This is a genomic window from Halodesulfovibrio sp. MK-HDV, assembly GCF_009914765.1.
Classification (GTDB): domain Bacteria; phylum Desulfobacterota; class Desulfovibrionia; order Desulfovibrionales; family Desulfovibrionaceae; genus Halodesulfovibrio.
This window is the reverse complement of the sequence record NZ_WYDS01000004.1, coordinates 127,503-153,538: the sequence shown is the minus strand read 5'-3', so window position 1 is coordinate 153,538 and position 26,036 is coordinate 127,503. Positions and strand designations below refer to the sequence as shown.

The 26,036-nt window shown below is 44.7% G+C and carries 19 protein-coding genes, 1 pseudogene and 1 riboswitch; of the genes and pseudogenes, 12 read left to right on the top strand and 8 right to left on the bottom strand.

Going from position 1 to position 26,036, the window contains the following annotated elements; all coding sequences use genetic code 11:
- Positions 1–49 precede the first annotated feature (49 nt).
- Complete coding sequence (locus tag MKHDV_RS04545; protein ID WP_160712692.1) at positions 50–448, top strand: rhodanese-like domain-containing protein; 399 nt, start codon at positions 50–52, stop codon at positions 446–448.
- 219 nt (positions 449–667) lie between these two features.
- Here the strand turns inward: MKHDV_RS04545 and MKHDV_RS04540 are convergent, their stop codons facing one another.
- The 3 genes from MKHDV_RS04540 to MKHDV_RS04530 form a co-directional block, all read right to left on the bottom strand.
- A complete protein-coding gene (locus MKHDV_RS04540; protein ID WP_160712690.1) occupies positions 668–1,543 on the bottom strand; it encodes an amino acid ABC transporter permease in 876 nt (291 codons plus the stop codon).
- Positions 1,544–1,613: 70 nt separating this feature from the next.
- Complete coding sequence (locus tag MKHDV_RS04535; RefSeq protein WP_160712688.1) at positions 1,614–2,441, bottom strand: transporter substrate-binding domain-containing protein; 828 nt, start codon at positions 2,439–2,441, stop codon at positions 1,614–1,616.
- A 31-nt stretch (positions 2,442–2,472) separates the two neighbouring features.
- Positions 2,473–3,291, bottom strand: coding sequence for an amino acid ABC transporter permease (locus MKHDV_RS04530; RefSeq protein WP_160712686.1), 819 nt, complete (start codon positions 3,289–3,291; stop codon positions 2,473–2,475).
- A 1,614-nt stretch (positions 3,292–4,905) separates the two neighbouring features.
- On the opposite strand from MKHDV_RS04530, the gene MKHDV_RS04525 reads away from it, so the two are divergent.
- From MKHDV_RS04525 to epsC, 5 genes are all read left to right on the top strand, one after another.
- On the top strand, positions 4,906–5,862 hold the full coding sequence (locus tag MKHDV_RS04525; RefSeq protein WP_254060414.1) for an HD-GYP domain-containing protein: 957 nt from the start codon (positions 4,906–4,908) through the stop codon (positions 5,860–5,862).
- A gap of 213 nt (positions 5,863–6,075) precedes the next feature.
- Positions 6,076–6,924 (top strand): Fe-S cluster assembly protein NifU, encoded by an 849-nt coding sequence (nifU, locus tag MKHDV_RS04520; protein ID WP_160712684.1) that lies wholly within the window; start codon positions 6,076–6,078, stop codon positions 6,922–6,924.
- Entirely contained in the window at positions 6,921–8,114 is a 1,194-nt protein-coding gene (gene nifS, locus MKHDV_RS04515; protein ID WP_160712682.1) for a cysteine desulfurase NifS, read from the top strand. The genes nifU and nifS overlap by 4 nt, the downstream gene beginning before the upstream one ends.
- A gap of 86 nt (positions 8,115–8,200) precedes the next feature.
- Positions 8,201–9,130 (top strand): cysteine synthase A, encoded by a 930-nt coding sequence (cysK, locus tag MKHDV_RS04510; RefSeq protein WP_160712680.1) that lies wholly within the window; start codon positions 8,201–8,203, stop codon positions 9,128–9,130.
- Between the two features lie 21 nt (positions 9,131–9,151).
- Positions 9,152–10,099, top strand: a complete 948-nt coding sequence (gene epsC, locus MKHDV_RS04505) for a serine O-acetyltransferase EpsC (RefSeq protein WP_160712678.1) — start codon at positions 9,152–9,154, stop codon at positions 10,097–10,099.
- Between the two features lie 280 nt (positions 10,100–10,379).
- Here epsC and MKHDV_RS04500 read toward each other — a convergent pair.
- From MKHDV_RS04500 to MKHDV_RS04490, 3 genes and pseudogenes are all read right to left on the bottom strand, one after another.
- Positions 10,380–11,334: pseudogene (locus MKHDV_RS04500) on the bottom strand (UDP-glucuronic acid decarboxylase family protein).
- A gap of 390 nt (positions 11,335–11,724) precedes the next feature.
- The gene (gene cobA / locus MKHDV_RS04495; protein WP_160712676.1) at positions 11,725–13,230 is read right to left on the bottom strand and encodes a uroporphyrinogen-III C-methyltransferase; all 1,506 of its coding nucleotides are present in this window, start codon (positions 13,228–13,230) and stop codon (positions 11,725–11,727) included.
- Positions 13,231–13,621: 391 nt separating this feature from the next.
- Positions 13,622–16,270 carry a valine--tRNA ligase gene (locus MKHDV_RS04490; protein ID WP_160712674.1) on the bottom strand — a complete coding sequence of 883 codons (2,649 nt, stop codon included), beginning with the start codon at positions 16,268–16,270 and terminating at the stop codon, positions 13,622–13,624.
- 263 nt (positions 16,271–16,533) lie between these two features.
- Here MKHDV_RS04490 and MKHDV_RS04485 point away from each other — a divergent pair, with 263 nt between their 5' ends.
- From MKHDV_RS04485 to MKHDV_RS04460, 6 genes are all read left to right on the top strand, one after another.
- Positions 16,534–17,802, top strand: coding sequence for a BPL-N domain-containing protein (locus MKHDV_RS04485; protein WP_160712672.1), 1,269 nt, complete (start codon positions 16,534–16,536; stop codon positions 17,800–17,802).
- Positions 17,803–18,069: 267 nt separating this feature from the next.
- Positions 18,070–18,762 carry a hypothetical protein gene (locus tag MKHDV_RS04480; RefSeq protein ID WP_160712670.1) on the top strand — a complete coding sequence of 231 codons (693 nt, stop codon included), beginning with the start codon at positions 18,070–18,072 and terminating at the stop codon, positions 18,760–18,762.
- 280 nt (positions 18,763–19,042) lie between these two features.
- Entirely contained in the window at positions 19,043–19,501 is a 459-nt protein-coding gene (locus MKHDV_RS04475; RefSeq protein WP_160712668.1) for an NfeD family protein, read from the top strand.
- A 1-nt stretch (position 19,502) separates the two neighbouring features.
- A complete protein-coding gene (locus MKHDV_RS04470; protein WP_160712666.1) occupies positions 19,503–20,426 on the top strand; it encodes an SPFH domain-containing protein in 924 nt (307 codons plus the stop codon).
- Positions 20,427–20,577: 151 nt separating this feature from the next.
- The gene (gene tgt, locus MKHDV_RS04465) at positions 20,578–21,702 is read left to right on the top strand and encodes a tRNA guanosine(34) transglycosylase Tgt (RefSeq protein WP_160712664.1); all 1,125 of its coding nucleotides are present in this window, start codon (positions 20,578–20,580) and stop codon (positions 21,700–21,702) included.
- A gap of 301 nt (positions 21,703–22,003) precedes the next feature.
- Positions 22,004–22,100, top strand: a riboswitch (glycine riboswitch).
- Between the two features lie 516 nt (positions 22,101–22,616).
- Positions 22,617–23,015, top strand: coding sequence for a hypothetical protein (locus MKHDV_RS04460; protein ID WP_160712662.1), 399 nt, complete (start codon positions 22,617–22,619; stop codon positions 23,013–23,015).
- A 323-nt stretch (positions 23,016–23,338) separates the two neighbouring features.
- Here the strand turns inward: MKHDV_RS04460 and MKHDV_RS04455 are convergent, their stop codons facing one another.
- On the bottom strand, positions 23,339–25,357 hold the full coding sequence (locus MKHDV_RS04455) for a methyl-accepting chemotaxis protein (RefSeq protein WP_160712660.1): 2,019 nt from the start codon (positions 25,355–25,357) through the stop codon (positions 23,339–23,341).
- Between the two features lie 9 nt (positions 25,358–25,366).
- On the bottom strand, positions 25,367–25,816 hold the full coding sequence (locus MKHDV_RS04450) for a cytochrome c family protein (RefSeq protein WP_160712658.1): 450 nt from the start codon (positions 25,814–25,816) through the stop codon (positions 25,367–25,369).
- Between the last annotated feature and the right edge of the window lie 220 nt (positions 25,817–26,036).

The following is a 26,036-nucleotide window of genomic DNA, read 5'->3' as shown; positions in this document are numbered from 1 at the left end:
CAACAATATCCCGAAACAAAAGAGTTTCTGATTATATTAGGAGTGTCATATGCAAGAACACATCGATGCCTGTCCTCAACTCTCAGAAGTTTTGCGCGAAATGGACATAGCTTTTCTGGTTGCAGGCGAATACGGAATCACCGTTGAAGAAGCCAGTAAGTTTATTGACCATGATCATTTCGTTTTTCTAGATGTCAGAACAAACGAAGAAGCGAAAACACTGACGTTTTCATTCGCACAACATATTCCGTTGAACGAACTTCCGGATCGACTGAGCGAAGTGCCACGCGATAAATTCATTATCACCTTCTGCCTTTCTGGTTTCCGAGCCTCCATGGCATATACGTATCTTCGCACACAAGGGTATGATGAGATTAAGGCTCTTAAAGGTCGACTTGATCAACTGGCTGGAGCCATGACGCCGGAACGCTTCTACAAATTACTATAAAATACAAAAAAATCCGTCAGTTCAAAGGACTGACGGATTTTTTTAAGCTTCAGACAATTACCCAAACAAATAGCACTAAGCCGTAATTACGTTCACGAACAATAACTTTTCGCTAATCGGGTCAAGGGAGAGTCTCCCTTGCGGGGTGGAGGGGCAGAGCCCTTCCCCGTCGGAGACAAAAACACACCACAACCAAAAGAAATAATTACCCAACGAGCGTTAATTCTTCCACTCCAAAGTATGCTCAACCCAACGGGAAAGCAATGAACAGCCAAGAGTCAACACTAGATACATCATGGTAATGGTAATCCATATTTCAAAGACCAGATAGGTCGACGCCATGAGTTCCAGCCCCTGAAATGTCAGTTCCTGAATAGAAATTACAGACAAGATCGCTGAATCTTTAATCGTTGAAATGAACTGCCCTGCCAACGGCGGGACAATCACTTTCAGCGCTTGTGGCAATACCACGAGCCGAAGCTGATCAAACCGATTAAAGCCTAAAGATGCTGAAGCTTCCCACTGTCCGCGCTGTACGCTGTTTACACCGCCACGAACAATTTCTGTAATGTAGGCACCTTCATACAAGCCGAGAGTTATTACACCTGTAACAAACTGGGTAAACTGCGACGGCTTACTGAACAGCACCGAAATGACTGAATGCAGCCACGGTGGAAGATCCTGAACAACTGAATCCAGCGCCAAATAATGGGTAAGTTGAGCAGACAAAAAGAAATACGAAATAAAGATCAGCACAATTGGCGGCATATTTCGTACAATTTCCACGTAGGTGCGGGAAAGCATTCGCGCAAAGTGGCTCTGACTTACCCGCGCAAGCCCCATCACCACTCCCACTACTGAGGCCAGAAGGGTTGCCCAGATGCTCAGACGGATTGTGGTAAAAAGGCCTTCAAGTAAAAAGTTAGGTTCCCATGATCCGTTTTTATTTCGTAAAATAAATTGCGGAATGGTTTCCCAGCTCCATTCATATTGCAGCTCGTTTTCCAACTGCCAGCAGAAGTAGAGAATGCTGCCACCAATAAGTGCCAGCAGGATGTAGTCGAGGAGAACAGGTTTATATCGTTTTTGCTGCATAAGAAAAATTGTGGCGGAACAAGTCCGCCACAGTGTTAAATGTATTTTTTAATCCGTTAGTTCATGCTGTTTACTTAAGCATGGACTCCCACTGTTTGCCTTCAAACCAGTAGTCTTTACGGGCTTTAAGCCAACCGGAATCATGCTTGATACGAACCCAGTTGTTGAGAACGTTCAAAGTATCTGGATCACCTTTACGCAGAGCAAAAGCGATAGGCTCTTTCGTAAATGTTCCTTTTACCGGCACGAATAACTTTTTCGGAAATTCATATGCTTTAAATGCAGGAAGTGGAGCACTGGCGAGCATTACAGTAGCTCGACCTGTCATGAGTTCCTGCACGCATTGTGTTTCTTTTTCAAAAAGTCGCACATCTGCTTTAGGGAAATATTTTTTTGCGGCAGCAGCAGGTGTTGAACCGATACGGGCTACAACAATTACGCCTTCTTTGTTCACATCTTCAAGAGTGTGAATGTCGCCGCCCTTTTTGAGAGATCCAAGAATGGCGATGCCGGTGTAGTCATACGGATCTGAGAAGTTTACCTTGAGATTACGCTGAGTAGTTACGGACATACCACCGATAATTACATCAAATTTATTTGCAAGCAGCGCAGGGATAATACCAGACCAGGTGGTTGGCACAAATTCAATTTCAACACCAAGATCTTTTGCAAGTTCTTTCATTACGTCAATTTCGTATCCCACAAAATCGCCGTTCTTATCTTTCATTGCCCAAGGAACAAAGGTTGAAAATCCTACGCGCAATTTATTCCGTTCTATAACTTTGGAAATTACGCTTTCCTTGTTCAGCTCGGACATTACATTCTGCGCAGAAGCAGGAATACAAAATGCCACAACAAGCAGTAACGCAACGACTGTTTTCACCATAGATCTAAACACGTGAATCCTCCTCTTTTCTTAGACTCAATTTCTAGAGTTCATACGAATATTTCTTTTCTAGAAAATGTACGACAAAAGACAAACTTACTGTAATCAATAAATAAATTAGTGCCACTATAAACCAAATCTCAAAAGTAAGATAGGTTTCAGAAATGATTGCCTGCCCTTGCATTGTCAGATCGTAGATTGCAATGACCGAAACCAGTGCGGAGTCCTTTACCAAAGAGACAGCCTGCCCGGTTAATGGCGGCAATGTGGCTCGAATAGCCTGCGGCAGCACGACAAGCCTGTATATATGAAAACGACTTAAGCCAACGCTTTCCGCAGCTTCCCACTGTCCTTTAGGAACAGAATTGATGCCTGCACGAAAAATTTCTGCGATGTACGCTCCTTCAAAAAGAGCAAGCGCAAGAACGGCAGAAAGAAAACGTTCCATCTCCAATACTGGCGCGATAACAAAGTACATTATCAGCACCTGAAGCATAAGCGGCGTATTGCGGATTAGCTCAACATAGAGAAGAGCAATAGAACGGGCAACGATTGACTTGGAAGATCTGAACAGTACCGAAATGAGCCCGAAAGCAAAAGCCAGCACCATAGAATAACATGCTATTTCAAGGGTTACGCAAAGACCGGTAAGCAACGGCCCCATGTGGAATGATCCGTCGGTGATGGTAAAAACGTAACGAGGGACTCTGCTCCACTGCCAGTTGTACCCAGAAGCTTCTGCCCCGGAAAAAACACTCTGGATAAGAACTGTGATTACAGCGAGATACATCGCTATATCGACGGCAACAGATCGAGTGTCAGGATGGATGTAATGAAAAATTTTACGGAAAATATGCTGCATGCTGAACGGTCTTTACTCCACAAAAAATGATAGCCAACAATCAGGTGATACTAAAAAGCAAACATGTTGGACATATAAATAATATGCATCTTCATTTTGTACAGTGTTTGTTCTTTTTTGAAAAAATCACTCGGTACTGTGAAAACAAGAAATCAGTATACCCTACCACATTTTTTTGAAACACCATGTTATCAAAATGCAGTCCATGCATGCTTGTTTTTTCTCCAACCCATTATACCTATTAGAAATAACGAATGATTGATGAAAAGTTCAATCAGCATATTTCAAGCTGCAATGAAAAATCTCCCCCCTACTCAGCGAGTCCTTTTTACATGCTTACTGCCCTGAACCTGTACATTCTTTTCCATTCATAAAAAGTAGCATCATCTGTACAATTCCACATACGTAAATTGATTTAACTTAACCTGTAAATTAGCAAAAAGACTGCACGTCCCATTTTCAGGGGTCTTTTTCTCATCGTCATCACTTTAGAAATAAAAAATATACACAGACTGCATAGATTCTAGACTTTGGTTTAAAAATCAAATAATCTTTTTATATCATAATATTATAATAACTTAGAAAAACATTTTTGCCTTTTCAAAGAATATTAAAATTCCAACTGAAGTTGTATTATTCAATATAACATCACATTCTCTAGCCGTACCAATTCAAAAAAACTGTATTAAAAAATAAAAAGTATTGCCTGAACATAAAAAAAAGTATTGTACAAAAAAGTAAAAACAAGCTCCAACGATGTTCAAATTCGTTTTATTTACTGACACATAGCTTCTTTCTACAATTAATAGAAAACCACTATTACTTTTTAATTTTGTGCAGAACATATGTGATAAACGAATAAATACGTATTCATTTTAAGACATCAGCAACAGAAAATGTATAAAAATTTTACATTAAAATTCTTTAAGTGTTGTAAAAAACAAAACAGGTATTGGTAATGTTTTTTTGTTTCCAAAAAACTATAGTAAAATATTTAAACAACGATAATACTTTTGCATATTGCAAAAAATTGGTCGTAGACAAACAACAAAAGTTAGCGCAACATGCGGTTACTCTTTTGTAATTTTGTTTTGTCATAAGACTTGCGTTAAAATGAATCAAGCATAGCTTCACACTGTGTTTTCACTTTCACCCTTCACAGTTGGTTACTGAATCAACCATACAGTTGTTCACTGTTAGTTAACATTTTCATACAGAGTTAACTAAATTGAATGTGTTTTAAAAGGTTAGAATAATCCTTTGTTGGCTCAACAAGGGATAGAAAATAGGTGATACTCACCAGCTTTATGCTATGTGCTTACATTTTCACTCCTCCCCAGCAGTGCAGAATAATAAAGCCATACCTGTAACAGGAAAACATAGCATCACAACAAAAAAAGTTGGTGAGGGCGTTCTAACTTAAGCACACAGAATGATGTTACGGACATTTACGGTGCGAATAAATTCCCCCTTGTTCTCTCCGCGCCAGGCATACTGCTCATGCTTCCCCAAAGCTAAGCTGCATACTCATGTTTGTAACATTTGTGCTTACAACCTTACAGGCTACATCAGGTAATGACACAAGCTGTTCCCCAAGCACCTCCCAGAGAGGAATTGTCGCACGACTTTTTCCCCGTCTTGCCTTCACTGGTCTTGCGTTCGACCCGTGGGAACTACGACATTTATATCCGCAGTGATGATTCTTTTGCACTGTATGCCAAAGCTGGAGACAGCTTTACTGAGCATCATGAAAGAATCCTGCTCAACAGCGGACGGAAAAATGTTTACATCCGGCATGACCAACGACCAGAGTATTTTGATCACATCACTTCACATCTCGGCGAAACACTTCTCGATGAAAAAATTCCAAGACCAACAAGAGCGCAACTTTTTTACGAAACTTCACTTGAAATCGTAGAAGAAATTTTCACAGAGGAACTTCCTCCGGGTATAGACCGAGGCGAGTTCAACAGAGTCTTCGAATTTGTGACCAAAGGTGTAAGTTTTCTTACTCTGGAAAATTCACTCAAAACTATGGGTTCAATTATCGCCCACGATTATCAAACGTATTCACACTCACTTCACGTCTTTGTCTATTCCCAACTCATCCTCCAGACATATTCGTTTGCAGAACGGGACATGGTACAATTTGGCCTTGGTGCCATCTTGCATGACATCGGCAAGAGAATGATTCCCGAAGCTATTCTTAATAAACCCGGGACGCTTACTACAATAGAACGAGAGCACATCAATACCCACCCTGTTCATGGCGCCGGTGTGTGTGCTCGACTTCCTCTTTCTCAGGATGCCCTCAACTGCATTCTCTTCCACCATGAAAAGCTCGATGGTTCCGGTTATCCTTGCGGACTTAAAGAGCCGGATATTCCCCTTCCGGTTCGTGCAGTCACCATTGCGGATATCTATGATGCAATTCGTTCCTCAAGACCATATTCAGACGGAACTGACGCATTCAGAACATTGCGCATCATGAAAGAAGAAATGCCTACACAAATAGATATGAATGTATTCAAGCGGTTTATTCAAATCTTAAGTGGGAACGGCATTATTTAATCGTTAGGCTGCAAAAATATAGTCTGCATTTCAAACTGCCTCATATATTCTTAAAATTATCGAAGAATATCACTTGAAATCGGGTTCAATCGTAAGGCTTCGTGTGCCATCTTAAAAAAAAAATGCGTTTCCCCCTTCCCTAACCTCTTTCGCATTACTATACTTCAAGATGCGCTCACAATACTTATGAACTGAATCCGGAGGATACTTGTAATGTGGGAATATACTGATAAAGTGCGCGAGCACTTCTTAAATCCAAAGAACGTAGGTGAGATGACAGACGCAAGCGCCGTTGGCGAGGTTGGAAGCCTTGCATGTGGTGATGCGCTGAAACTCTTCCTTAAAATAGATGATAATGATCGCATCGTTGACGCCACTTTCCAGACCTTCGGATGCGCCAGCGCTATTGCGTCTTCTTCTGCTCTTACAGAATTGCTTAAAGGCAAAACTCTTACTGAAGCAGAAAAAATAACCAACAAAGAAATTGCCGATTACCTCGGCGGTCTCCCAGAAGAAAAAATGCACTGTTCCGTTATGGGACAGGAAGCTTTAGAAATGGCTATTAAAACCTACCGCGGTGAACCTGTTGAAGTTCACGAGCACGAAGGAAACATTGTATGCCATTGCTTTGGCGTTACTGATGAACAAATCCTGCGTGCTGTGACTGAAAACAACCTTACCACTGTAGAAGAGGTTACACATTACACCAAAGCCGGTGGCGGTTGCGGTAATTGTGTTGACGACATTCAGCGACTTATTGATGAAGCAACTGGTAAAATTGCTGCATGTGAAGTTCCTGAAGCTACTCCCCGTCCGGCTCTTTCTAACATCGAGCGTATGCAGCTTGTTATGAAAGTGCTTAACGAAGAAGTTCGCCCGCGCCTCAAACAGGACGGCGGCGATGTTGAGCTTATCGATATTGAAGGACACATGGTAAAAGTAGCGCTTCGCGGTATGTGCTCCAGCTGCCCTTCCAGCAAGCTTACTCTCAAAAATGTTGTAGAAAAAGCTTTGCAGGAACAGGTTGAACCAGAACTCACAGTTGTGGAGGTATCGCAGTGAGCACAATCTATCTAGATAACAACGCGACCACAAAAATTGATCCGTTAGTGCTTGAAGTGATGATGCCGTTTCTTACAGATTACTACGGCAACCCATCCAGCATGCACCAGTTCGGTGGACAGGTCAGTTCAGATATTGCAAAAGCACGTCATCAGCTTGCGTCTCTTTTGAACGCACAGCCGGATGAAATTATCTTTACCGCAGGCGGTACAGAAAGTGACAACACTGCAATTTACTCTGCGCTGGAATCTCAGCCGGGTAAAAAGCACATTATCACTACACGTGTTGAACATCCTGCAATCCTTAACGTCTGTCAGCACTTAGAACAACGCGGCTACGAAGTAACCTACCTTAATGTAGACACCAAAGGTCAGCTTGACCTTGATGAACTTCGTGTTGCACTGCGCCCTGACACCGCACTTGTTACCATCATGTATGCTAACAGTGAAACCGGCGTTATGTTCCCAATGCATGAAATCGCTAAGATCGTAAAAGACCGCGGCGTAATGATGCACACGGATGCAGTTCAGGCTGTTGGCAAAATTGAAATCAACCTTGCAGAATTCCCTGTAGATTTCCTCTCCCTTTCCGGCCACAAAATTCACGGCCCTAAAGGTATTGGAGCTCTGTATGTTCGCAAAGGCGCTTCCTTCCGTCCTCACCTCCGTGGTGGGCATCAGGAACATGGACGCCGTGCGGGCACCGAAAACACTGCGTCTATCGTAGGTCTCGGCAAAGCAGCAGAACTTGCACAGTTGAATATGGAAATTGAGAACACAGGCGTTAAGCACATGCGTGACGTTCTTGAAAAAGGTCTTCTCAAATCAATTCCAGAAGCTATCATTAACGGCGACACAAAAGACAGATTGCCAAACACCACCAACATTTCTTTCAAGCATGTTGAAGGTGAAGCAATTCTACTTATGATGGACGGACACGGTATTGCTGCAAGCTCCGGCTCTGCATGCACATCCGGTAGTCTGGAACCTTCCCATGTGCTTCGCGCAATGGGCGTGCCGTTCACATTCGCGCACGGTTCCATCCGTTTCTCACTTTCCCGCTTTAATAGCGACGATGAAATCAAAGTAGTGCTTAAGGAGCTTCCTCCTATCATCAAGCGCCTGCGTGAGATTTCTCCTTATAAGGATGACGACAGCATAGAAGCTCCATCACGTCCTTGTTCTTGTTAATAGCAGACCCTAAGATATATACTTCAGGGTCGGACAACACACGTGGTTAGTCCGACCCTTTTTTTTTCATCTAATGAGGTAACTACATGAACATCGCAGACTCAATGATCGACCTTGTAGGCAAAACACCGCTCGTTCGCATCAACCGCATTGCAGAAGGCGTACAAGCCGAAGTTATCGGTAAGTTGGAATCCCTTAACCCATGTTTTTCGGTTAAAGACCGCATCGGTAACAACATGGTTCAAACCGCAATTGATTCCGGTCAGACAAACGAAAACACTGTATTTGTTGAAGCAACTAGCGGCAACACCGGTATTGGCATTGCTTTCACCTGTGCCGTAAAAGGCTTTCCGCTTATTCTCACTATGCCGGAATCCATGAGTAAAGAACGCAGAGCACTCCTCAAAGGCTTTGGCGCAAAACTCATCCTGACCCCTGCCACCCAAGGTATGAAAGGTGCAGTGGAAGAAGCAAAACGCATTACAGAAGAAAACCCGAACGCCATCCATCTTCAGCAATTTGCGAACGAAGCGAATCCGGAAATTCATCGTAGAACAACTGCCAAAGAAATTCTTGAAGACACAGACGGTCATATCGACATCTTCGTTGCAGGCGTTGGAACAGGCGGCACAATCACCGGCGTCGGTTCTGTTCTTAAAAAGCACAATAAAAAAATTAAATGCATCGCTGTTGAACCAGACGCATCACCTATTCTTTCCGGTGGCACCCCGGGGCCACATGCCATTCAAGGTATCGGCGCAGGGTTTATACCGGAAATTCTCGACAGAAGCGTAATTGATGAAATCATTCGCGTTACCAACGAAGATGCCCTCGTTATGGCACGTCGCCTTATGAAAGAAGAAGGCATTATGTGTGGCATCTCTTCCGGTGCAAATGCATACGCAGCGCTACAACTTGCCAATCGACCTGAAAACAAAGGGAAACGCATTGTCTTTATCATCTGCGACACTGCAGAGCGTTACCTTTCAACCCCGCTTTTTACAGAAGCTGACTAGCAAACTCGCAAGGGAGACCACATGCAACGTAAACACGCCGAACTGGAGCAACACAACATGGCAGAACTCGACTCTGTAGTCGAAGAGCTTTGCGCTCCAGAATCTTACGCTGCGGTATACCATCGTTCCAAACACGATGCACCAATGCCTTCAACAGAGGCATTGCTTGAATTAGTAGAGCGCCTCAAGGCAGCCCTTTTCCCCGGTTACTTCGGGGATAAAGCCGTACGTATAGAATCTATGCGTTATCATCTGGCTGCAAATCTCGATTCTATCTATAGAATACTTGCAGAACAAATTAAACGTGGCGGCTGCTTCATTTGCGCTGAGTTTGCTGATGAATGCAAAGATTGCGAAGCACATTCCCGTGACACAGCAATGAAATTTTTACAGGCTCTACCAAAGCTGCGCAGGCTCCTTGCTTCTGACGTTAAAGCAGCATTTGAAGGTGACCCCGCGGCTAAAACTCCGGGTGAAACCATCTTTTGCTACCCGTCCATAACAGCAATGATCCATCACCGTATTGCGCATGAGCTGTACGGTCTTGAAGTACCGATCATTCCCCGTATTATTAGTGAAATGGCGCATTCCAACACCGGAATCGACATTCACCCGGGAGCACAAATCGACGAAGAATTCTTCATCGACCACGGCACAGGTGTTGTAATCGGCGAAACTTGCATCATCGGCAAAGGCTGTCGTCTCTATCAGGGTGTAACCCTCGGTGCGCTATCCTTCCCTAAAGATACAGAAGGATTGCTCGTAAAAGGCAACCTGCGCCACCCAATCCTTGAAGACAACGTTACAGTCTACGCAGGGGCAACAGTACTCGGTCGCATCACCATCGGACACGACACCATGATCGGCGGTAACGTCTGGATTACGCACGACGTAGCTCCAAGCTCTAAAGTGGTTCAATCGCGCTCAACCAAGCCGAAAGGTGAAGAAAAACTTGTGGGTGAAAACTAATAAGTTTTCTCTAACCTGCCTTCGATATGTATCCAGCGGCGCTTACAGGGAGCTGCTTTCGGGATGTCTCCGACGGCGCTTGCCAGCGGGGCTTTAAGAACCTTTCTGTAGAAAGGGTTCTTAAAAATCTCCAAAGACTTTTATTAGCGAGGCCAGCACGTTTCTTTTTAAGCCTCGCGGCTTATTCATCACTACCTTTCATAATTAGAAAAGGGTCGTCCTGTAGGACGACCCTTTTCTTTTTCGATAAGTGAAAAACAAATAGAGAGCGATAGCTAGCTCATTCTTTTTTCTTTTTGAAATATTCAATAGTCTTCTTCAACCCATCTTCAAGAGTTGTTACTGGTGACCAATTCAGCTTTTCACGGGCAAGACTGATATCCGGCATACGTTGCTTTGGATCATCGTGCGGAAGTAATTTAAACTTAAGAACCGAGTTGGAATTGGTGAGGGCAATAACTTTTTCTGCAAGCTCACGAATAGTCATTTCATGCGGATTACCTAAATTAACAGGGCCGCCGAATGAATCTTCAGTCCTATCCATAAGACGGAGAATTCCTTCCACCAAGTCATCTACAAAGCAAAACGAACGAGTCTGCGTTCCATCACCATAGATAGTTACAGGCTCTTCCTTAAGGGCTTGAATAATGAAGTTTGAAACAACACGCCCGTCATTTGGATGCATTTGCGGGCCATATGTATTAAAGAGTCGAGCCACCTTAATTCGGACATCATACTGGCGCTGGTAATCAAAAAAAGAGTGTTTCAGCACAACGCTTACCTTCATCATAGCAAGAACGTACGCCTTTAGGATTTACTCTGCCCCAGTAATCTTCTGTTTGCGGATGAACTTCTGGGTCGCCATACACTTCCGAAGTCGAGGCTTGAAATATTTTAGCGCCTGTTCGTTTTGCCAAACCCAACATATTTATCGAACCATGAACGCTTGTCTTCACGGTCTGCACAGGGTCATATTGATAATGAACGGGTGATGCCGGACATGCTAAGTTGTAAATCTCATCAACTTCAACATAGAGCGGAAATGTTATGTCGTGCCGGAGTAATTCGAAATACGGATCTTCCATTAAGTGAACAATATTCTCTTTTGTTCCAGTAAAGAAGTTGTCCACGCATACAACTTCGCATTGCTTTTCCAATAACCGCTTGCATAAATGCGCTCCTAGAAAACCTGCCCCACCAGTTACCAGCACTCGCTTTTTCGGTGTAAAAGTCATCCTTACCCCTTCGCTAAAACATACTAATTTTTAAATATGATTTCAGCTATGTAGGGTAATTACTCTCACCGTTTTATTCTTTGATAATTTGCACCTTCTAGAAAACACAAAAAAAGAGGACAGAGCAAACGCTCTATCCTCTTTCTATAATCATATCGTGCCACACCAACCTAACAAAAGGTGACGAGGCATAAGAATCTCACCCAAATATCAGTTCTCATCTGTAAGAATCCCCTCACATTGCCCCGAAAGGTAGTGAGGTATAAGCCGCGAGGTGCATAGAAAACGTGCAAGCCTCGCTAATAAAAGTTTTTGAAGGGGGTCTGGGGGAAACTTTTTCCAAAAAGTTTCAGCCCAGCCGCCGGAGGCAAAACCCAGCAAAAAACTTTTCTACAGCTTTTCGACTAACTGATCCACGAGTGCAGGGATGGTGTAATCTTCCGGTTCAATATCCGGAGTAAAGCCAAACTGCTCAAGTGTTTTGGTAGTAATCGGACCAATGGAAGCAAGCTTCACGTTGGCTCGATGTTCTTTTACAAGCTCAGGAGACACAAGGTCAAAGAAGTTTTCAACAGTAGATGAAGAGCCGAAAGTTACGCAGGAAAGCCCACCATTCTTGATGAGTTCGAGCACTTCTTCGCGCTGTTCGCCTGCTGGCTTGGTTTCGTATACAGGAAGAATATCTACCTGTGCGCCAGCTTTGCGGAGTTCTTCAGGAAGCACTTCACGAGCAACTTTAGCGCGTGGAAGCAGAATCTTGCTGCCGTCCATGCCGCGTTCGAGAAGTCCTTTTACAACGCCTTCAGCAACGTATTTTTCTGGAACGAAATCAGGCTCAATACCTTTTTCGCGTAGAATTTCCGCTGTTGCAGGGCCGATTGCAGCAATCTTGCTGACACCAAGAGCACGGGTATCGAGTCCGAGCTCTGCAAGCTGGTTCCAGAAGTGTTTTACGCCATTAACGGAAGTGAAGATAACCCACTCGTATTCGCTAAGGGATTTAATTGCTGTGTGCACTTCGCTGTAATCTTCAAGCGGGTCAATTTTAATAGTAGGGAACTGGATTACATTAGCGCCAAGCTGAGTAAGGGATTTTGCCATACCGCTTGCCTGCTCACGAGCACGAGTTACTACTACGCCTTTACCGCGCAGTGGAAGCTGTTCGAACCAGTTAAGCTCATCACGAAGCTTAACTACGTTACCTACAACGATGAGAGAAGGAGAAGTAAAGCCCTGCTTTACGCCTTCTTCTGGAAGCGTTGCGATGGTTGCAGCCATAGAACGGTGCTTCGCTGTTGTACCCCAGTGCACGAGTGCTGCCGGAGTTTCAGGGTCCATACCGTTTTCGATGAGCTGCTTAGAAATATGCGGCAGATTCTTCATGCCCATAAAGAACACGAGAGTGGATGTGCCGGTAGCAAGAGCTTTCCAGTTATGGGAAGAGCCTGGCTTGTCTGGATTTTCGTGACCGGTAACAAAGGACACGGAGGAAGCATAGTCACGGTGAGTAAGCGGGATACCAGCATATGCAGGACCTGCAATAGCGGAAGTAATGCCCGGTACTTCTTCAAACGGTACGCCAGCAGCAAGCAGCTCTTGAGCTTCTTCGCCACCACGACCGAACATGTACGGGTCGCCGCCTTTAAGACGAGCAACAGACTTACCCTCTTTCGCTTTACCAACGATAAGCTGGTTGATGCCTTCCTGACTTAATGTGTGGTCGCCGCCTTTTTTGCCTACGTAAATAATTTCGGCTTCTGGCTTTGCGTAAGAAAGAAATTCAGCGTTTGCAAGATAGTCATACACGATAACATCTGCTGTGCTCAGAATATCACGGCCTTTAATTGTCAGCAGGCCGGGATCGCCCGGGCCAGCACCGATAAGGTAAACTTTCATCATTCCTCCGGTAATAATCAGGAACCGGAGTTACCTCCGGTTCCCTGATAATAACTTTATCTTACTTGATGGAACAACACAGTTGTTTGCCTCCGGCGGCTCGCCGAGGGGCAAGGGCTCTGCCCTGCACCCGCAAGGGGGACGCCCCCTTGACCGCGGATTATTAACGCTTTTTATTCAAAATTCGTTAACACGCAAACGTTGATGTTTACTCCCCATCCAGACAGTTAATACGTTGCAAAGCCATAATGTCGGCTTTCACATACTATCTCTCGCCTATCAGGGGGTGCAGAGGGGATTATCTCCCCTGCCCGTCGGAGACAAAAGCGCCGCAGGCTAACTTTTACTCCAACTGTTCTATCGAGTTATCAGCTTAACGCTTAACTTGTTGCTAGCCCATTGCGTCAACAAGACGCTTCTGAAGCTTAAGCAATTTCTGCTGTGTATCTGCAAGTTCAGCAGCGCGAGCTTTCTCTTTTTCAACAATAGCAGCCGGAGCGTTGTTAACGAAGCTTTCGTTACGCAGCTTACCGGAAGCCTGCTTAAGATCTTTTTCAACTTTACCGAGCTCTTTATCGAGTCGGGCAAGTTCGTCTTCAAAGTTTACGAGACCTTCGAGAGGTACGATAACTTCGTTACCCTGAACAATGCTGGAAGCAGAAGCTTTTGGTGCTTCAACGTCTGCGCCGAGTTCAACGTTTTCAAGACGGGCGAGAGCCTGCATTACTTCCATAGATTCTTCGTACAACGCGTTTGCTTCACGGGAAGCTGTGCGGATAAGCACGTTGAGGCGAGTCTGTGGAGCAACGTTCAGCTCTGCTTTAATGGTACGTACTGCAACGATTGTTTCCTGAATAAGTGTCATTGCTGTTTCAGCCACTGGGCTTTCACAGGCAGGACGCATTTCTGGGTACAATACGGTTGCGATATCTTTGTTCTCGATACCCGGTAATACGCTCCATACCTCTGCGGTGATGAAAGGCATAATCGGGTGAAGAATAACCATCATTTCCTGCAACACAGTCCAGAGTACAAACTGTGCTTTTTCTGCACGTTCGCCGCCTGCACGCATGTCAGGTTTGATAAGCTCGAGGTACCAGTCACAGAACTCGTTCCAGATGAACTTGTACATGATCTGTGCAGATTCGTTGAAATGGTAGCTAGTAATAGCGTGATCCATATCTTTCTTCACAGTTTCAAGACGGGAAAGAATCCAACGGTGATGTACGCCGTCGATTTCATTGAAAGCAAAAGTCTTAGGCTTTTCTTCCGGAAGGTTCATCAACGCGAAGCGAGCTGCGTTCCAAATTTTGTTACTGAAGTTACGGTACCCATCAATGCGCTGCTCGGACAATTTAATATCACGACCCATTGCTGCGAATGAAGTCAGAGTAAAGCGCAGGGAGTCACAACCGTATTTGTCGATCATTTCAACAGGATCGATAACGTTACCTGTTGATTTGGACATTTTCTTGCCCTGTTCGTCACGTACAAGAGCATGAATGTACACATGATGGAACGGAACTTCGTCCATAAAGTGCAGACCCATCATCATCATACGGGCAACCCAGAAGAAGAGAATATCGAAACCAGTAACGAGTACGGAAGTCGGGTAGAATGTATCGAGCTCTTTTGTTTTGTCAGGCCAGCCCATGGTAGTAAACGGCCAAAGAGCTGAAGAGAACCAAGTATCGAGAACGTCTTCGTCCTGTACGATATTCTTGGAACCACATTTACAACTGGTTGGATCTTCCGCTGCTACGATAAGCTCGCCACAATCCTGACATGTCCATGCCGGAATACGGTGTCCCCACCAGATCTGACGGGAGATGCACCAGTCACGGATGTTATCAAGCCAATGGTTGTAGGTCTTGATCCATGACTCTGGGAAAATCTGAGTAAGTTCAGGAACTGCTGCACGAGCACGTGGAGCAAGTTTAGTCATTGCTACGAACCACTGAGTTGAAACAAACGGTTCAACGATAGTTTTACAACGGTAGCAGTGACCAACGCTGTGTTCGTGCTCTTCGATGCGATCGAGGAAGCCTTCAGCTTTCAATGCTTCGAGGATTTTAACACGTGCTTCAGCACAGGTAAGACCTGCGTATTCGCCGGTATCTTCGGAAAGAGTACCGTCTTCGGTCAGGATGTTCATAACCTCAAGACCGTGTTTACGACCGAGTTCCCAGTCATTGTGGTCATGTGCAGGGGTAACTTTAAGACAACCTGTACCGAACTCGATGTCTACGTAGCTATCACCAATAATATCAAGCTCACGACCAACAAGTGGAAGAATCGCTTTTTTACCGATGAGATGATTGAAACGATCATCTTCAGGGTTAACAGCAATAGCGGTATCCGCAAGCATGGTTTCAGGACGGGTTGTTGCGATGGTAAGTTCGCCGGAGCCGTCTGCGAGCGGGTATTTAATGTAGTGCATCGCACCCGGTTCGTCAGAGTGATCTACTTCGTCATCAGCAAGAGCGGTATGACAACGAGGACACCAGTTAATGATGTAGTCACCTTTGTAGATGAGTCCCTGATCATGAAGTTCTGCAAAAACTTTACGAACAGCTTTAGAAAGACCTTCATCCATGGTGAAGCGTTCACGGCTCCAGTCAACGGATGCACCCATCATACGAACCTGATTGAGAATACGGCTGCCATATTCATCGCGCCATTCCCATACACGTTCAACAAATTTTTCGCGGCCAAGATCGTGACGACCCAAGCCTTCAGTTGCAAGCTTACGCTCTACAACGTTCTGAGTAGCAATACCTGCGTGGTCAGTACCCGGTACCCACAGAACTTTTTTACCTTTCTGACGCTGGTAGCGACAAAGGATATCCTGCAGAGTAAGGTTAAGAGCATGTCCCATGTGCAAAGCACCGGTGACGTTTGGAGGCGGAATGACAATTGAATATGCATCACCCTCAGCATCCATATCCGGTGTGAACACGTTGTTTTCTTCCCAGTGCTTGCGCCACTGGTCTTCAACTTTTTGGGATTCATACCCCTTAGAAAGAGCGTTTTCCGCCATACTGCTACTCCAGATTCTTTATTGTATTCAGACGTATTACAGCCTGATTTTGTATCATATGAACGCCAAAGCTACCGTTGCATGTTCGGTATGCCCATGACGAGCGGGCTTTGCCCCGCACCTGCAAAGGGAACATTCCCTCTGGCCGTGATTGAGGACTGCCCTTTTTCAAACAAGTCTTGTAACTATTTGCACTCGCCGCCCTCGCTTGCTAGAGTGCACTTCCACGACTGCAAAAAGTCAGATTAATTAGCGGAAGGACAATGTCAAGCATCTATATATTATGGGACGAATCTCACCTATGGGGTTTACTCGTCTGGCGGGCACTGGAAGCAATGAAACTTCCATACTGCATTGTGCGGGGAGAAGAAATAGCGCAGGGATTGCTTTCTTGCAACCCACCAGCCCTACTTCTTGCTCCTGGAGGCAATGCCAGACTTAAAGCAGACGCCCTTGGATCTAAGGGAATCGAAGAAATACGTAAATATGTTGCCAATGGCGGCAAGTACTTAGGCTTCTGCGGTGGCGCAGGGCTAGGACTTACCGGTCAAAACGGGCTGAATCTATGTCCGTGGGAACGCGCAAAATTTACCAACCGCTTACAACATTTTGTAAGTGGCCATCTTCATTCTTCTATCGGTACCCACATTTCTCACTCTGCCGACCTTGTTCCAGATAACTTTCCAGAAAAACCAGACCTTCCAGTCTGGTGGCCAGCCAGATTCTCTCCAAAAGAAAATACTGATGTTGAAATTTTGGCCAGCTACGAAACTCCAAGTGACGATTTCTGGATTGCAGATCTACCTTTAAACACACTTCCTCCGGGCACTTTTAATGAGTGGGAAGCGTTGTACGATCTTAAATTACGTCCAGAATTCCTTAAAGGTCAGCCCTGCATCCTCACAGGTAAATACGGTGAAGGCCGCTATGTACTTAGTTACACGCACCTTGAAACACCAAATTCACCCGATGCAAACGCATGGCTTGCCCATATCATTAAAACACTCACTGACGGTGCAGTTACAGCAGAGCAAACGCTGGTAACAGATTGGAACCCTTCAGAAGAGATTCCACAATGGACAGATGAAAAGCTGTTGGAAGCAAAAGGGATATTTGACGATATCGTTACAATTGGCAAGAACCATTGTCTTTTCTTTGAAAGAAATTCGTGGCTAATCGGTTGGCGCGCAGGCATTCCGGGTGCAAACCTGAACAACCTGTACAACGGGCTATGCTCCGCAGTCTCCATGCCGCCTACTCCTGCGGCGGAAGCCTACTGGGATTCTGTCTCTGACGAGTTCATGCACAACCTGACACTCTTCTATGAGGGAGTTAAGGGGTATTTGTTAGCAGAACGTCTTGCTATGACGTTATCAAAAACATTCCCCGAGACTGTTTCCACCGAATCATTACGCAACCAACGGGCAGCTTTGTTCGGCCCTCCGATGGCAAGCGGCGGTGTATATTTAGAGCTTCTTCAAACATTAGATCACCTTATGTATCTTGTGTTACCACATACTATTCAATCGTAGCGATCTATCGTTACTCACAACGTGCATTAATCGCACGTTGGTGCTATATACAAGACAAAGCTCATTCTGTTGTAACCATCCAATAGAATGAGCTTTTTCATGTTGTAACGCTGTAACGACCATTGCAACGCATTCAAACAGTTAGGAACTGTATACAATAACACTTTAGTAGACATAGTATTCTTTTCTTTAATCCTTGCTGCAACGCTCTCACGATTTTATCGTAACAATTGAGATCGATACACACTTGGCAAGGAGTCTCTTTTCGTGAAAAAGATTTTCTTATTAATGCTGCTCGCCGGATTAATCGCATTAGGCATCAGCTCATATACTACTGTGTCTATTAACCCAATTTTAACGAAAACAGTACATTACATTGGGCCTAAGGTCATGGGATCCAAAGTACAACTGGAAGACGCAAAGCTTTCCACGCTCTCCGGTTATGGCTCAATACATAACGTATATCTTGGAAATCCAGTTGGATACCCTCGTGGACAGTGCATCCAAATTGGAAAAATTGATGTAGAGATGCTTCCATCTTCCATTGGTACAGGCACCATTATCATCAATAATCTTACAATAAAGGCTATGGATATTGCTTTCATACGACATCGTAAAGAAAACAACGTCACGTTGCTACTCAACAACTTACGTAGCAAACTTCCAAAGCCACTCGAATTTCCGGATAATACGAGTAAATACATCGATTACTCAAAAGTTATCGGTAACAAATATATCATTAAGAACGTACATATCGTCACACCGTCTGTCAGTGGCTCCATGCCAAAGCCGCAACGCGCAAATTTTAGCGTCATTATGGACGACATATATTTTACCGACATCGGTGAGCGGGAAAACGGTATTCCGTTCTTAGTAGCCCTTGAACAAATTTTGACCAAAATCGAAGATCGGGTTCAATACGCGGTCATGGATACCTACGTTCGCTATAGAGATAACTAAGCCATCTCCAAAGCTAGTCCATCGTTCCATGAACAATCCGGTTAACGCAAAAGAATAGCATTCACGTAAAAGGAGCCTTGCACGTCTTTTCAGCAAAAATGGACCAGAATAAGTAAGAGCGCATGCAACAGCAATGTTACATGCGCTCTTACACTGTGCTGCGGATACTTTTTTTGTAAGTTTCAGCATGCATTTTCCATTTACTCCATAAACACCTAGTGTTATTTTCGCATAACGTATGCATTATGATATATAGCATGGAATATGGGGAACCCACTCAATGTTAAGCATGGATTTTGATGTTAATTTATTCTGGTTGGCTTGGTTTTCTTTAGCAGTAATCTTTTTTCTTATTGAGATGTTTACTCCTACCTTCATAACAATATTTTTCTCAGCAGGCGCAATACTCGCAGGCATAACTGCGCTCTTTGAACTGTCTTTGACATTTCAAATTGTCATGTTTTTCTGTTCTTCCATTGCCCTGCTCGTACTTCTCCGCAAAAAAATGCCTACATGGTTCGGTCAAGACGCTAAAGACCAAGAACCATTTACAGACACAGCCATAAACGCCCATGCCACTGTTGCTGAAGCAATTTCATGCACAAGTGGTGGTCGCATTAAATATCAGGGAACTTTCTGGAACGCTGAGGCAACGGAAGATATTGATTCCGGTGCAATTGTCACGATCCTCGCTCGTAAAGAATCTGATCAAAATACTTTTATAGTCAAAAAGGATTAACATGACCGGTCTTATTACTTCCATAGTTATCGCCGCACTTGCCCTTATTACTCTTATCAAGACGGCTATTGTTGTGCCGCAGAAAAGCTCTTACGTTGTTGAACGCTTGGGTAAGTACTCCAAAACTCTTGATGCGGGTCTGCACATCCTCATCCCTTTTGTAGATAAAGTTGCCTACCGCCGCTCTACTAAAGAAGAAATTTTGGGAATTGATTCCCAGTCTTGTATTACCAGCGATAACGTAGTCGTAGAAATCGACGGCATACTGTACATTCAGGTACAGGATGTCATGAAATCCTGTTACGGCATTAATGATTACTATCTTGCCGCAAGCCAGTTGGCACAGACCTCTCTACGTTCTGCCATTGGTAAAATCAGCCTTGATAAAACATTCGAAGAACGTGACAGCATTAACGCTGCCGTTGTTGGTGCAGTTGACGAAGCAGCACGCGAATGGGGCATCAAAGTTATGCGTTACGAAATTCAGGACATCACCCCTCCTGAAACTGTTATGCACGCTATGGAACAGCAGATGAAAGCAGAACGTGAAAAACGTGCTGAAATTGCTAGCTCTGAAGGTGACAGACAGTCCCGCATTAACCGTGCGGAAGGGTACAAGCAGGAAGCCATTGAACTTTCTGAAGGTGAAAAACAGAAAAAGATCAACGAAGCTGGTGGCCATGCTCAGGAGATCCTCCTTATCGCCGAAGCTACTTCAAAAGGTATTACCCTTATTGCAGATGCTATGTCCGCCCCTGGTGGTAAAGAAGCAGCACAGCTTAAAATTGCTGAGCAGTTCATCAACGAGTTCGGTAAAATGGCTGAAAAATCCAACACCATGATCATTCCAGCAGACATGGCAAACGTTGGTGGTATGGTTGCATCTGCTACAGAAATTTTAAACCAGATTAAAGTACAGAAATAACTTTTCTGTTCCACTGTGAATTAAGGCTGCTTCTGAATGATTATTCGGGAGCAGCCTTTTATATTTTAATAGGTTATCAAGCAATTACAGCCTGTTTTTTTGATGCAGGATTTGGGATGACTTTGCATGTCCTCATGAGTATAGTGCCGCCATGGCTAACATCGGAGAATTTACATTACACGCAACGGACGGAGCTGCCCGTACAGGCGAACTGCAAACTGCGCATGGCGTAGTGCAGACGCCTATCTTTATGCCTGTGGGCACGGTAGGCAGCGTTAAGGGCATTGCTCCTGACGATTTAGAAAATATTGGCGCTGAGATTATTCTCGGCAACACCTACCACCTCTACCTTCGTCCGGGCGACGAACTAGTTGCACGCCACGGCGGGTTACAGAAGTTCAACTCCTGGAACAAACCGATCCTCACAGACAGTGGCGGCTTTCAGGTTTTCAGTCTCAGTGGTTTGAGAAAAATCAAAGAAGAAGGCGTTACCTTCCGCTCCCATCTGGATGGTTCTAAGCATCTTTTCACACCGGAAAAAGTTATCCAGATTCAGCGTAACCTGAACTCTGATATCATGATGGTGCTTGATGAATGCGTAGGCTTTGGTGCTGATAAAGAATACACAGCACGCTCTTTGGAAATGACCACTCGCTGGGCTAAACGCTGTCGTGAAGAATACCCTCGCGGTGCCGGAGATAACCTGCTCTTCGCCATCACTCAGGGTGGTTTCCACAAAGATTTACGCGAACGCTCTATTGCACAGCTAACGTCTGAAGATTTCGACGGCTTTGCACTGGGCGGTCTTTCTGTTGGCGAAAGCAAAGAAAAGATGATGGAAATTCTATACCACTCTGCTCCTTTGCTCCCAAGAGAGAAACCACGCTACCTTATGGGTGTCGGCACCCCTCTCGACATCATCAACGGCATTAATGCCGGTATTGATATGTTCGACTGCGTTCTGCCTACACGTAACGCCCGTAACGGCACACTGTACACCTCACTGGGTAAAGTCAGCATTAAACGTAAAGAGCACGCGGACGACGAAAGTCCACTTGATCCGAATTGCAATTGCTACACATGTCGCAATTTCTCTCGCGCGTATTTACGCCACTTGTATCAGGCAAAAGAGCTGCTCTCTTTCCGCTTGAACTCCATCCATAACCTTACCTACTTCCTCGACACTGTTCGCGGTGCACGTAAGGCTATTCATGAAGGAACATTTGCTGAATACAAAAAGTCTTACGAGGCGATTTACCCTAACGAAGTCATCTAACGGCATGTTGTTTTACACAACTCTGCTGTAAAATAATACACTCTGAAAACGCCCTGCTCACCATGAGCAGGGCGTTTTTTTTATTTCGCATATGTGAAAATCGATTTTACTTTCACGGAATACTGGATTTTCAACTACTGTGGTGCTTTTTCTATTGCGTTTTATATCTGCCCACGATAAATAGGAGTCTGCCTCAACATATGGATCTCGGTTGAAGGCAGCAGGAGAGACCGCCTTTTTTTCCCCAAAAAAAGACACGGCGCCGAAGATGTAACTCTTTCAGGCAAAAGGACTGCTGCTCGGACGAGCCTCTGGAGAGACTCCGCAAGGAGCACCGAAGGAGCAAACTGCTTTCCCAGTGCAGTGAAACTCTCAGGTAAAAGGACAGAGTGGACCCATAAAACCAATATTTGGTTTTTTGAATATTGCGTTTTGCCGTCCTCTTTTCCACTTTCCAGTCTCACCGTTTCCATCTAGGCACCGCTTAGCGGGCTGTTTTTTTGCGTCTATGCACTAACAGCCAGCAAACTGGGGAGCATTTGATCACGTTTGTAATCGCCTTGAGCGATACATATATAGGGGAATATAGATTCCCCTCCTGACTGGTTTGTTGTTGTGGTTGCGATGCGCCGGAGCTTTTAGTTCCGGCGCATCTGCATTTTTATAACACCCCACTTTATTCCTATCATATTTCCCTCTCTCCCCCGCCATACGCCTCTCTTGTATATTTGGTATGTTGCAGTAAGAAGAACATTATCATTGCTACACCTGCATAAAAAACGCACTACACTTTCATAGTCCTCTTTTTTGCATTGCAATAGCTGTAGTTATTAATAGTGTTTTGTTTTTATCACTTTTTTCTGCTGTTACCTGCACCCCAAATATAAGAAGTTTTATCTTCACAGGAGCTTACTATGCAGACAGTTTCCTTGAAAAGAAATGGCAAAGAGAATCTTGTATTTACAGGTGAGTTACTTGTGAACCTTGATGACAGAGAAGTAATGGGCGTTACACCAAACTGGTGGGAGCTGAAGCTGTACAAAACCTCCATTGGCAAATTCATCCTCTCATCTACGTTCCATATTAATTACCCAAATAAACGCACTCTTCATGGGGCACTTAGTTTCGCCGAAGCTGAACAGCTGCAACATTACCTCGTGAACGAATGCAACGGGCCTACAAAAATCGCTGACGAATTCATTAACAGAGCTGCAAAACGCGACAACAAATTTCAAGCTATACTGAATAATCAGAAAGGTGGCACTTCCTGCAAACAGCCAGCCACCAAACCGCTCACATCAAAAGCACTCTAATTTTTTTGCATAAAGAAGATGGTGGAAATCCTCCATCGTAAAATTAAAACAGCGGGTTACTACTCCTAACTCCGACAGACAGGCGACCTCACCATCTAGGACTCCGATTCGCGAGATCAATTTCTTGATGCACAGCCTCGACGCAATCAACTACACCGTCTGCCTGTTACTCAGCTTACAAAAAAAGGGTGAAGCCTCAGCTTCACCCTTTTTGTATTATCTCAACATATTCTGTCATGCGATATGGTCAGCGCCATCGCTTTGTCTCAAATGTACGGGAACAGGAGATCAAAGCACACGACATGTTGTAAACGCATTTAAAGCTATGAACGCATATTCTCAATAATGCCGTCCAAGTCCTGAGCAAGCTGCGCAACGACTTCTACCGCAACGGTAGACTCAGTCATGGCGGCGGCTGTCTGCTCAGAGATATCATTAATAACGGTTACAGAACTGTTGATCTGTTCACTCGCTGCCGACTGCTCTTCTGATGCAGTGGCAATAGCGCGAACCTGATCCGCAGTTGCTTCAACCATTTTCATAATCGCTTTCAACGCTTCACCAGAACGGGTAGCCAGCTCTGTGGAATCACCCACAAGCTCAACAGCCCTTTCTGTCGCTTCAACATTTTGATGTGTACTTGTCTGAATTGCACCTACATACTCAACAACTTCGCGGGTGGCATTCATTGTTTTTTCTGCAAGCTTACGCACTTCATCTGCTACAACAGCAAAACCTCGACCAGCATCACCAGCACGTGCAGCTTCAATAGCCGCGTTCAATGCAAGCAAGTTTGTCTGGTCGGCAATATCTTCAATTACGGTAATAATCTGGCCAATTCCATCTGCACGGGAACCAAGTACGCTCATTTCCTCTTTAAGAGCCTGTGCCTGTTCCGAAACAGCATGAATCTTACTTACAGCCTGACCTACAATCTGTCCGCCTTCCGCTGCCTTTTCCTGCGTTGTTGCAGCAAGTTCAGCAGCATCAGAAGCGTTACGGGCAACCTCAAGAACAGAAGCATTCATTTGCGTCATTGCACTTGCGGATTCACCTGTAAGTTTCTGCTGCTCATCAGCGCCATTGCTGGACTGACGAATCTGCGCGGCAAGCTCTTCAGAAGCAGATGATACCTGTTCAGAAATAGCCCGTGCAGACTCCGCAGCATGAGTAATCTTTTCGTTCTGTTCTTCCACTCTGATTTGCTGTCTGCGCATACTTGTCATGTCCGTAATCATTACGAACACACCAAGCATTTTGCCATCTAAATCATAGATAGGCGCAGCATCAAAAATAAGGGTAAGTTGATCACCCGCAAAGTTTTCCAAAACGCCTTCATTACCTGTGGAAGGTCGACGTGATGTAATTACATCTTCAATAATCCGGTCACAACAAGGGTCGTTTACAACGAACTCAGAGACCGGGACACCTTTGTATTCAATTGGTGTTCCGGCAACTCCCATAAGGGTAATCGCTTCCTGATTTGTAGAAGTAACCTTACGGTCAACATCACAAATAAGAATTGGCGCGGTCATACCCCGTAAGACACCTTTGGAGAAACCTAACTCAATCTTAAGTTTTTCAACCATCGAACCAAGGTTTTTAGACAAATTGCCAAGTTCATCTTCGCTTTCAACCAAGAAATGTGCATTAAAATCACCATTTGTAATGGCGTCTGATGCAGCAGCAATTTGCTCAATTGGTTTGATAACGACTTTACGAATAAAGAACACGACACTGAGAACAAGTGCTATCAATCCGGCAAGAGAGATTGCCATGTTCTCATACATCTGGAAGGCAATGGTACCCATCGTACCGGAAATGTCTTTTGTAATGACCAGCTGCCCGAGAATAGGCTTGGATGCACCATGACAGTGCCTACAGGAAGGAGCATTTGGAATTGAGATTACTCTGACAAAAACGGGACTGTCGCCACCGCTTACAATCAGATTTTCTTTTATTGGTTCTTGCAATGCCCGTTTGGACACATCCGCAAAACCGTCGATCGGTAACAGACCTGCAATCTGCTTATCAACGTTAACATCTTGCGTTGAATACGTTACTTCGCCAGCATAATCGGCAAGATGAATTTTCATGCCCGGGTATTCATTCCTAAGTCGGATGAATTCCTCAGTCGTCCCTTCATCATCACCGACAACCATTGGGCGCTCAATCGCTTCCTGCACCAGTTGCGATGTCTGCGTCAAAGACTCACTAAGCTGCTCCAGCATTCCTTTACGCTGAAGGAATGTCGAAGTGCCAATGAGTATTGAGAACACAACAAACGAAATGATGGTGATTAAGACTGTAATCTTAGCACCTAAAGAAGTCCGTATCGCCATTATGTCCTCCTAGTGTGCACCACTGTTTACAAGCGGTTTGAATCCAAAATCGTTAACACGGGCCGCACTGTGGCATACCACGCATTCTTTTGGTTCAGGTTTACGCTTGATCAAATCAGGATCGCCATCTTCAGCATGTGCCGCACCAGGTCCATGACAAGTTTCACACCCAACATCTGATAGTTCCGGAGTCTCTTCGTAGCTAACAAATCCCCCATTTTTGTAACCAGTAGTGTGGCATTCGTAGCATTCTTGTTGCTCTGCCGGTGTAAGCTTTGGCGCCATTACTGCAATACTCTCCCAAGATTTTGCCTTCTTCGAGTGTTGCATAAAACGCCCGTGTTCTGTTTCATGACATTCACCACACGCAGCAGATCCCACATACTTCGCTGCGAAAGTAATACATGGCACGCACAGAACCAATACGAGAGCAACTAGAAAGACTCTCTGGTTTTGCATAATTTTCTTCTCCCTTTTTGGAAGAGCATCAGCGCATTTTCCCTATGCGCTTGCCCGAACACTCTTCACGACAACCACCCTCATATTTCTTTTTCAAGAAAACTCTATTTCCTCCATCGGTTTTTATTACTCTTTCTTTAATTTTTACCTAAGGGACGGTACTAATACACCACAACTGTTTGAGCGTTCAACACCAAATCAAACACACAACACCCCTTTA

Bases quoted from the DNA above. Each gene is read 5' to 3' on its own strand.
- MKHDV_RS04545 (WP_160712692.1), top strand. From the start codon at position 50: ATGCAAGAACACATCGATGCCTGTCCTCAACTCTCAGAAGTTTTGCGC.
- MKHDV_RS04540 (WP_160712690.1), bottom strand. From the start codon at position 1,543: ATGCAGCAAAAACGATATAAACCTGTTCTCCTCGACTACATCCTGCTG.
- MKHDV_RS04530 (WP_160712686.1), bottom strand. From the start codon at position 3,291: ATGCAGCATATTTTCCGTAAAATTTTTCATTACATCCATCCTGACACT.
- nifU (WP_160712684.1), top strand. From the start codon at position 6,076: ATGTGGGAATATACTGATAAAGTGCGCGAGCACTTCTTAAATCCAAAG.
- cysK (WP_160712680.1), top strand. From the start codon at position 8,201: ATGAACATCGCAGACTCAATGATCGACCTTGTAGGCAAAACACCGCTC.
- epsC (WP_160712678.1), top strand. From the start codon at position 9,152: ATGCAACGTAAACACGCCGAACTGGAGCAACACAACATGGCAGAACTC.
- cobA (WP_160712676.1), bottom strand. From the start codon at position 13,230: ATGAAAGTTTACCTTATCGGTGCTGGCCCGGGCGATCCCGGCCTGCTG.
- MKHDV_RS04490 (WP_160712674.1), bottom strand. From the start codon at position 16,270: ATGGCGGAAAACGCTCTTTCTAAGGGGTATGAATCCCAAAAAGTTGAA.
- MKHDV_RS04485 (WP_160712672.1), top strand. From the start codon at position 16,534: ATGTCAAGCATCTATATATTATGGGACGAATCTCACCTATGGGGTTTA.
- MKHDV_RS04475 (WP_160712668.1), top strand. From the start codon at position 19,043: ATGTTAAGCATGGATTTTGATGTTAATTTATTCTGGTTGGCTTGGTTT.
- MKHDV_RS04470 (WP_160712666.1), top strand. From the start codon at position 19,503: ATGACCGGTCTTATTACTTCCATAGTTATCGCCGCACTTGCCCTTATT.
- tgt (WP_160712664.1), top strand. From the start codon at position 20,578: ATGGCTAACATCGGAGAATTTACATTACACGCAACGGACGGAGCTGCC.
- MKHDV_RS04460 (WP_160712662.1), top strand. From the start codon at position 22,617: ATGCAGACAGTTTCCTTGAAAAGAAATGGCAAAGAGAATCTTGTATTT.
- MKHDV_RS04455 (WP_160712660.1), bottom strand. From the start codon at position 25,357: ATGGCGATACGGACTTCTTTAGGTGCTAAGATTACAGTCTTAATCACC.
- MKHDV_RS04450 (WP_160712658.1), bottom strand. From the start codon at position 25,816: ATGCAAAACCAGAGAGTCTTTCTAGTTGCTCTCGTATTGGTTCTGTGC.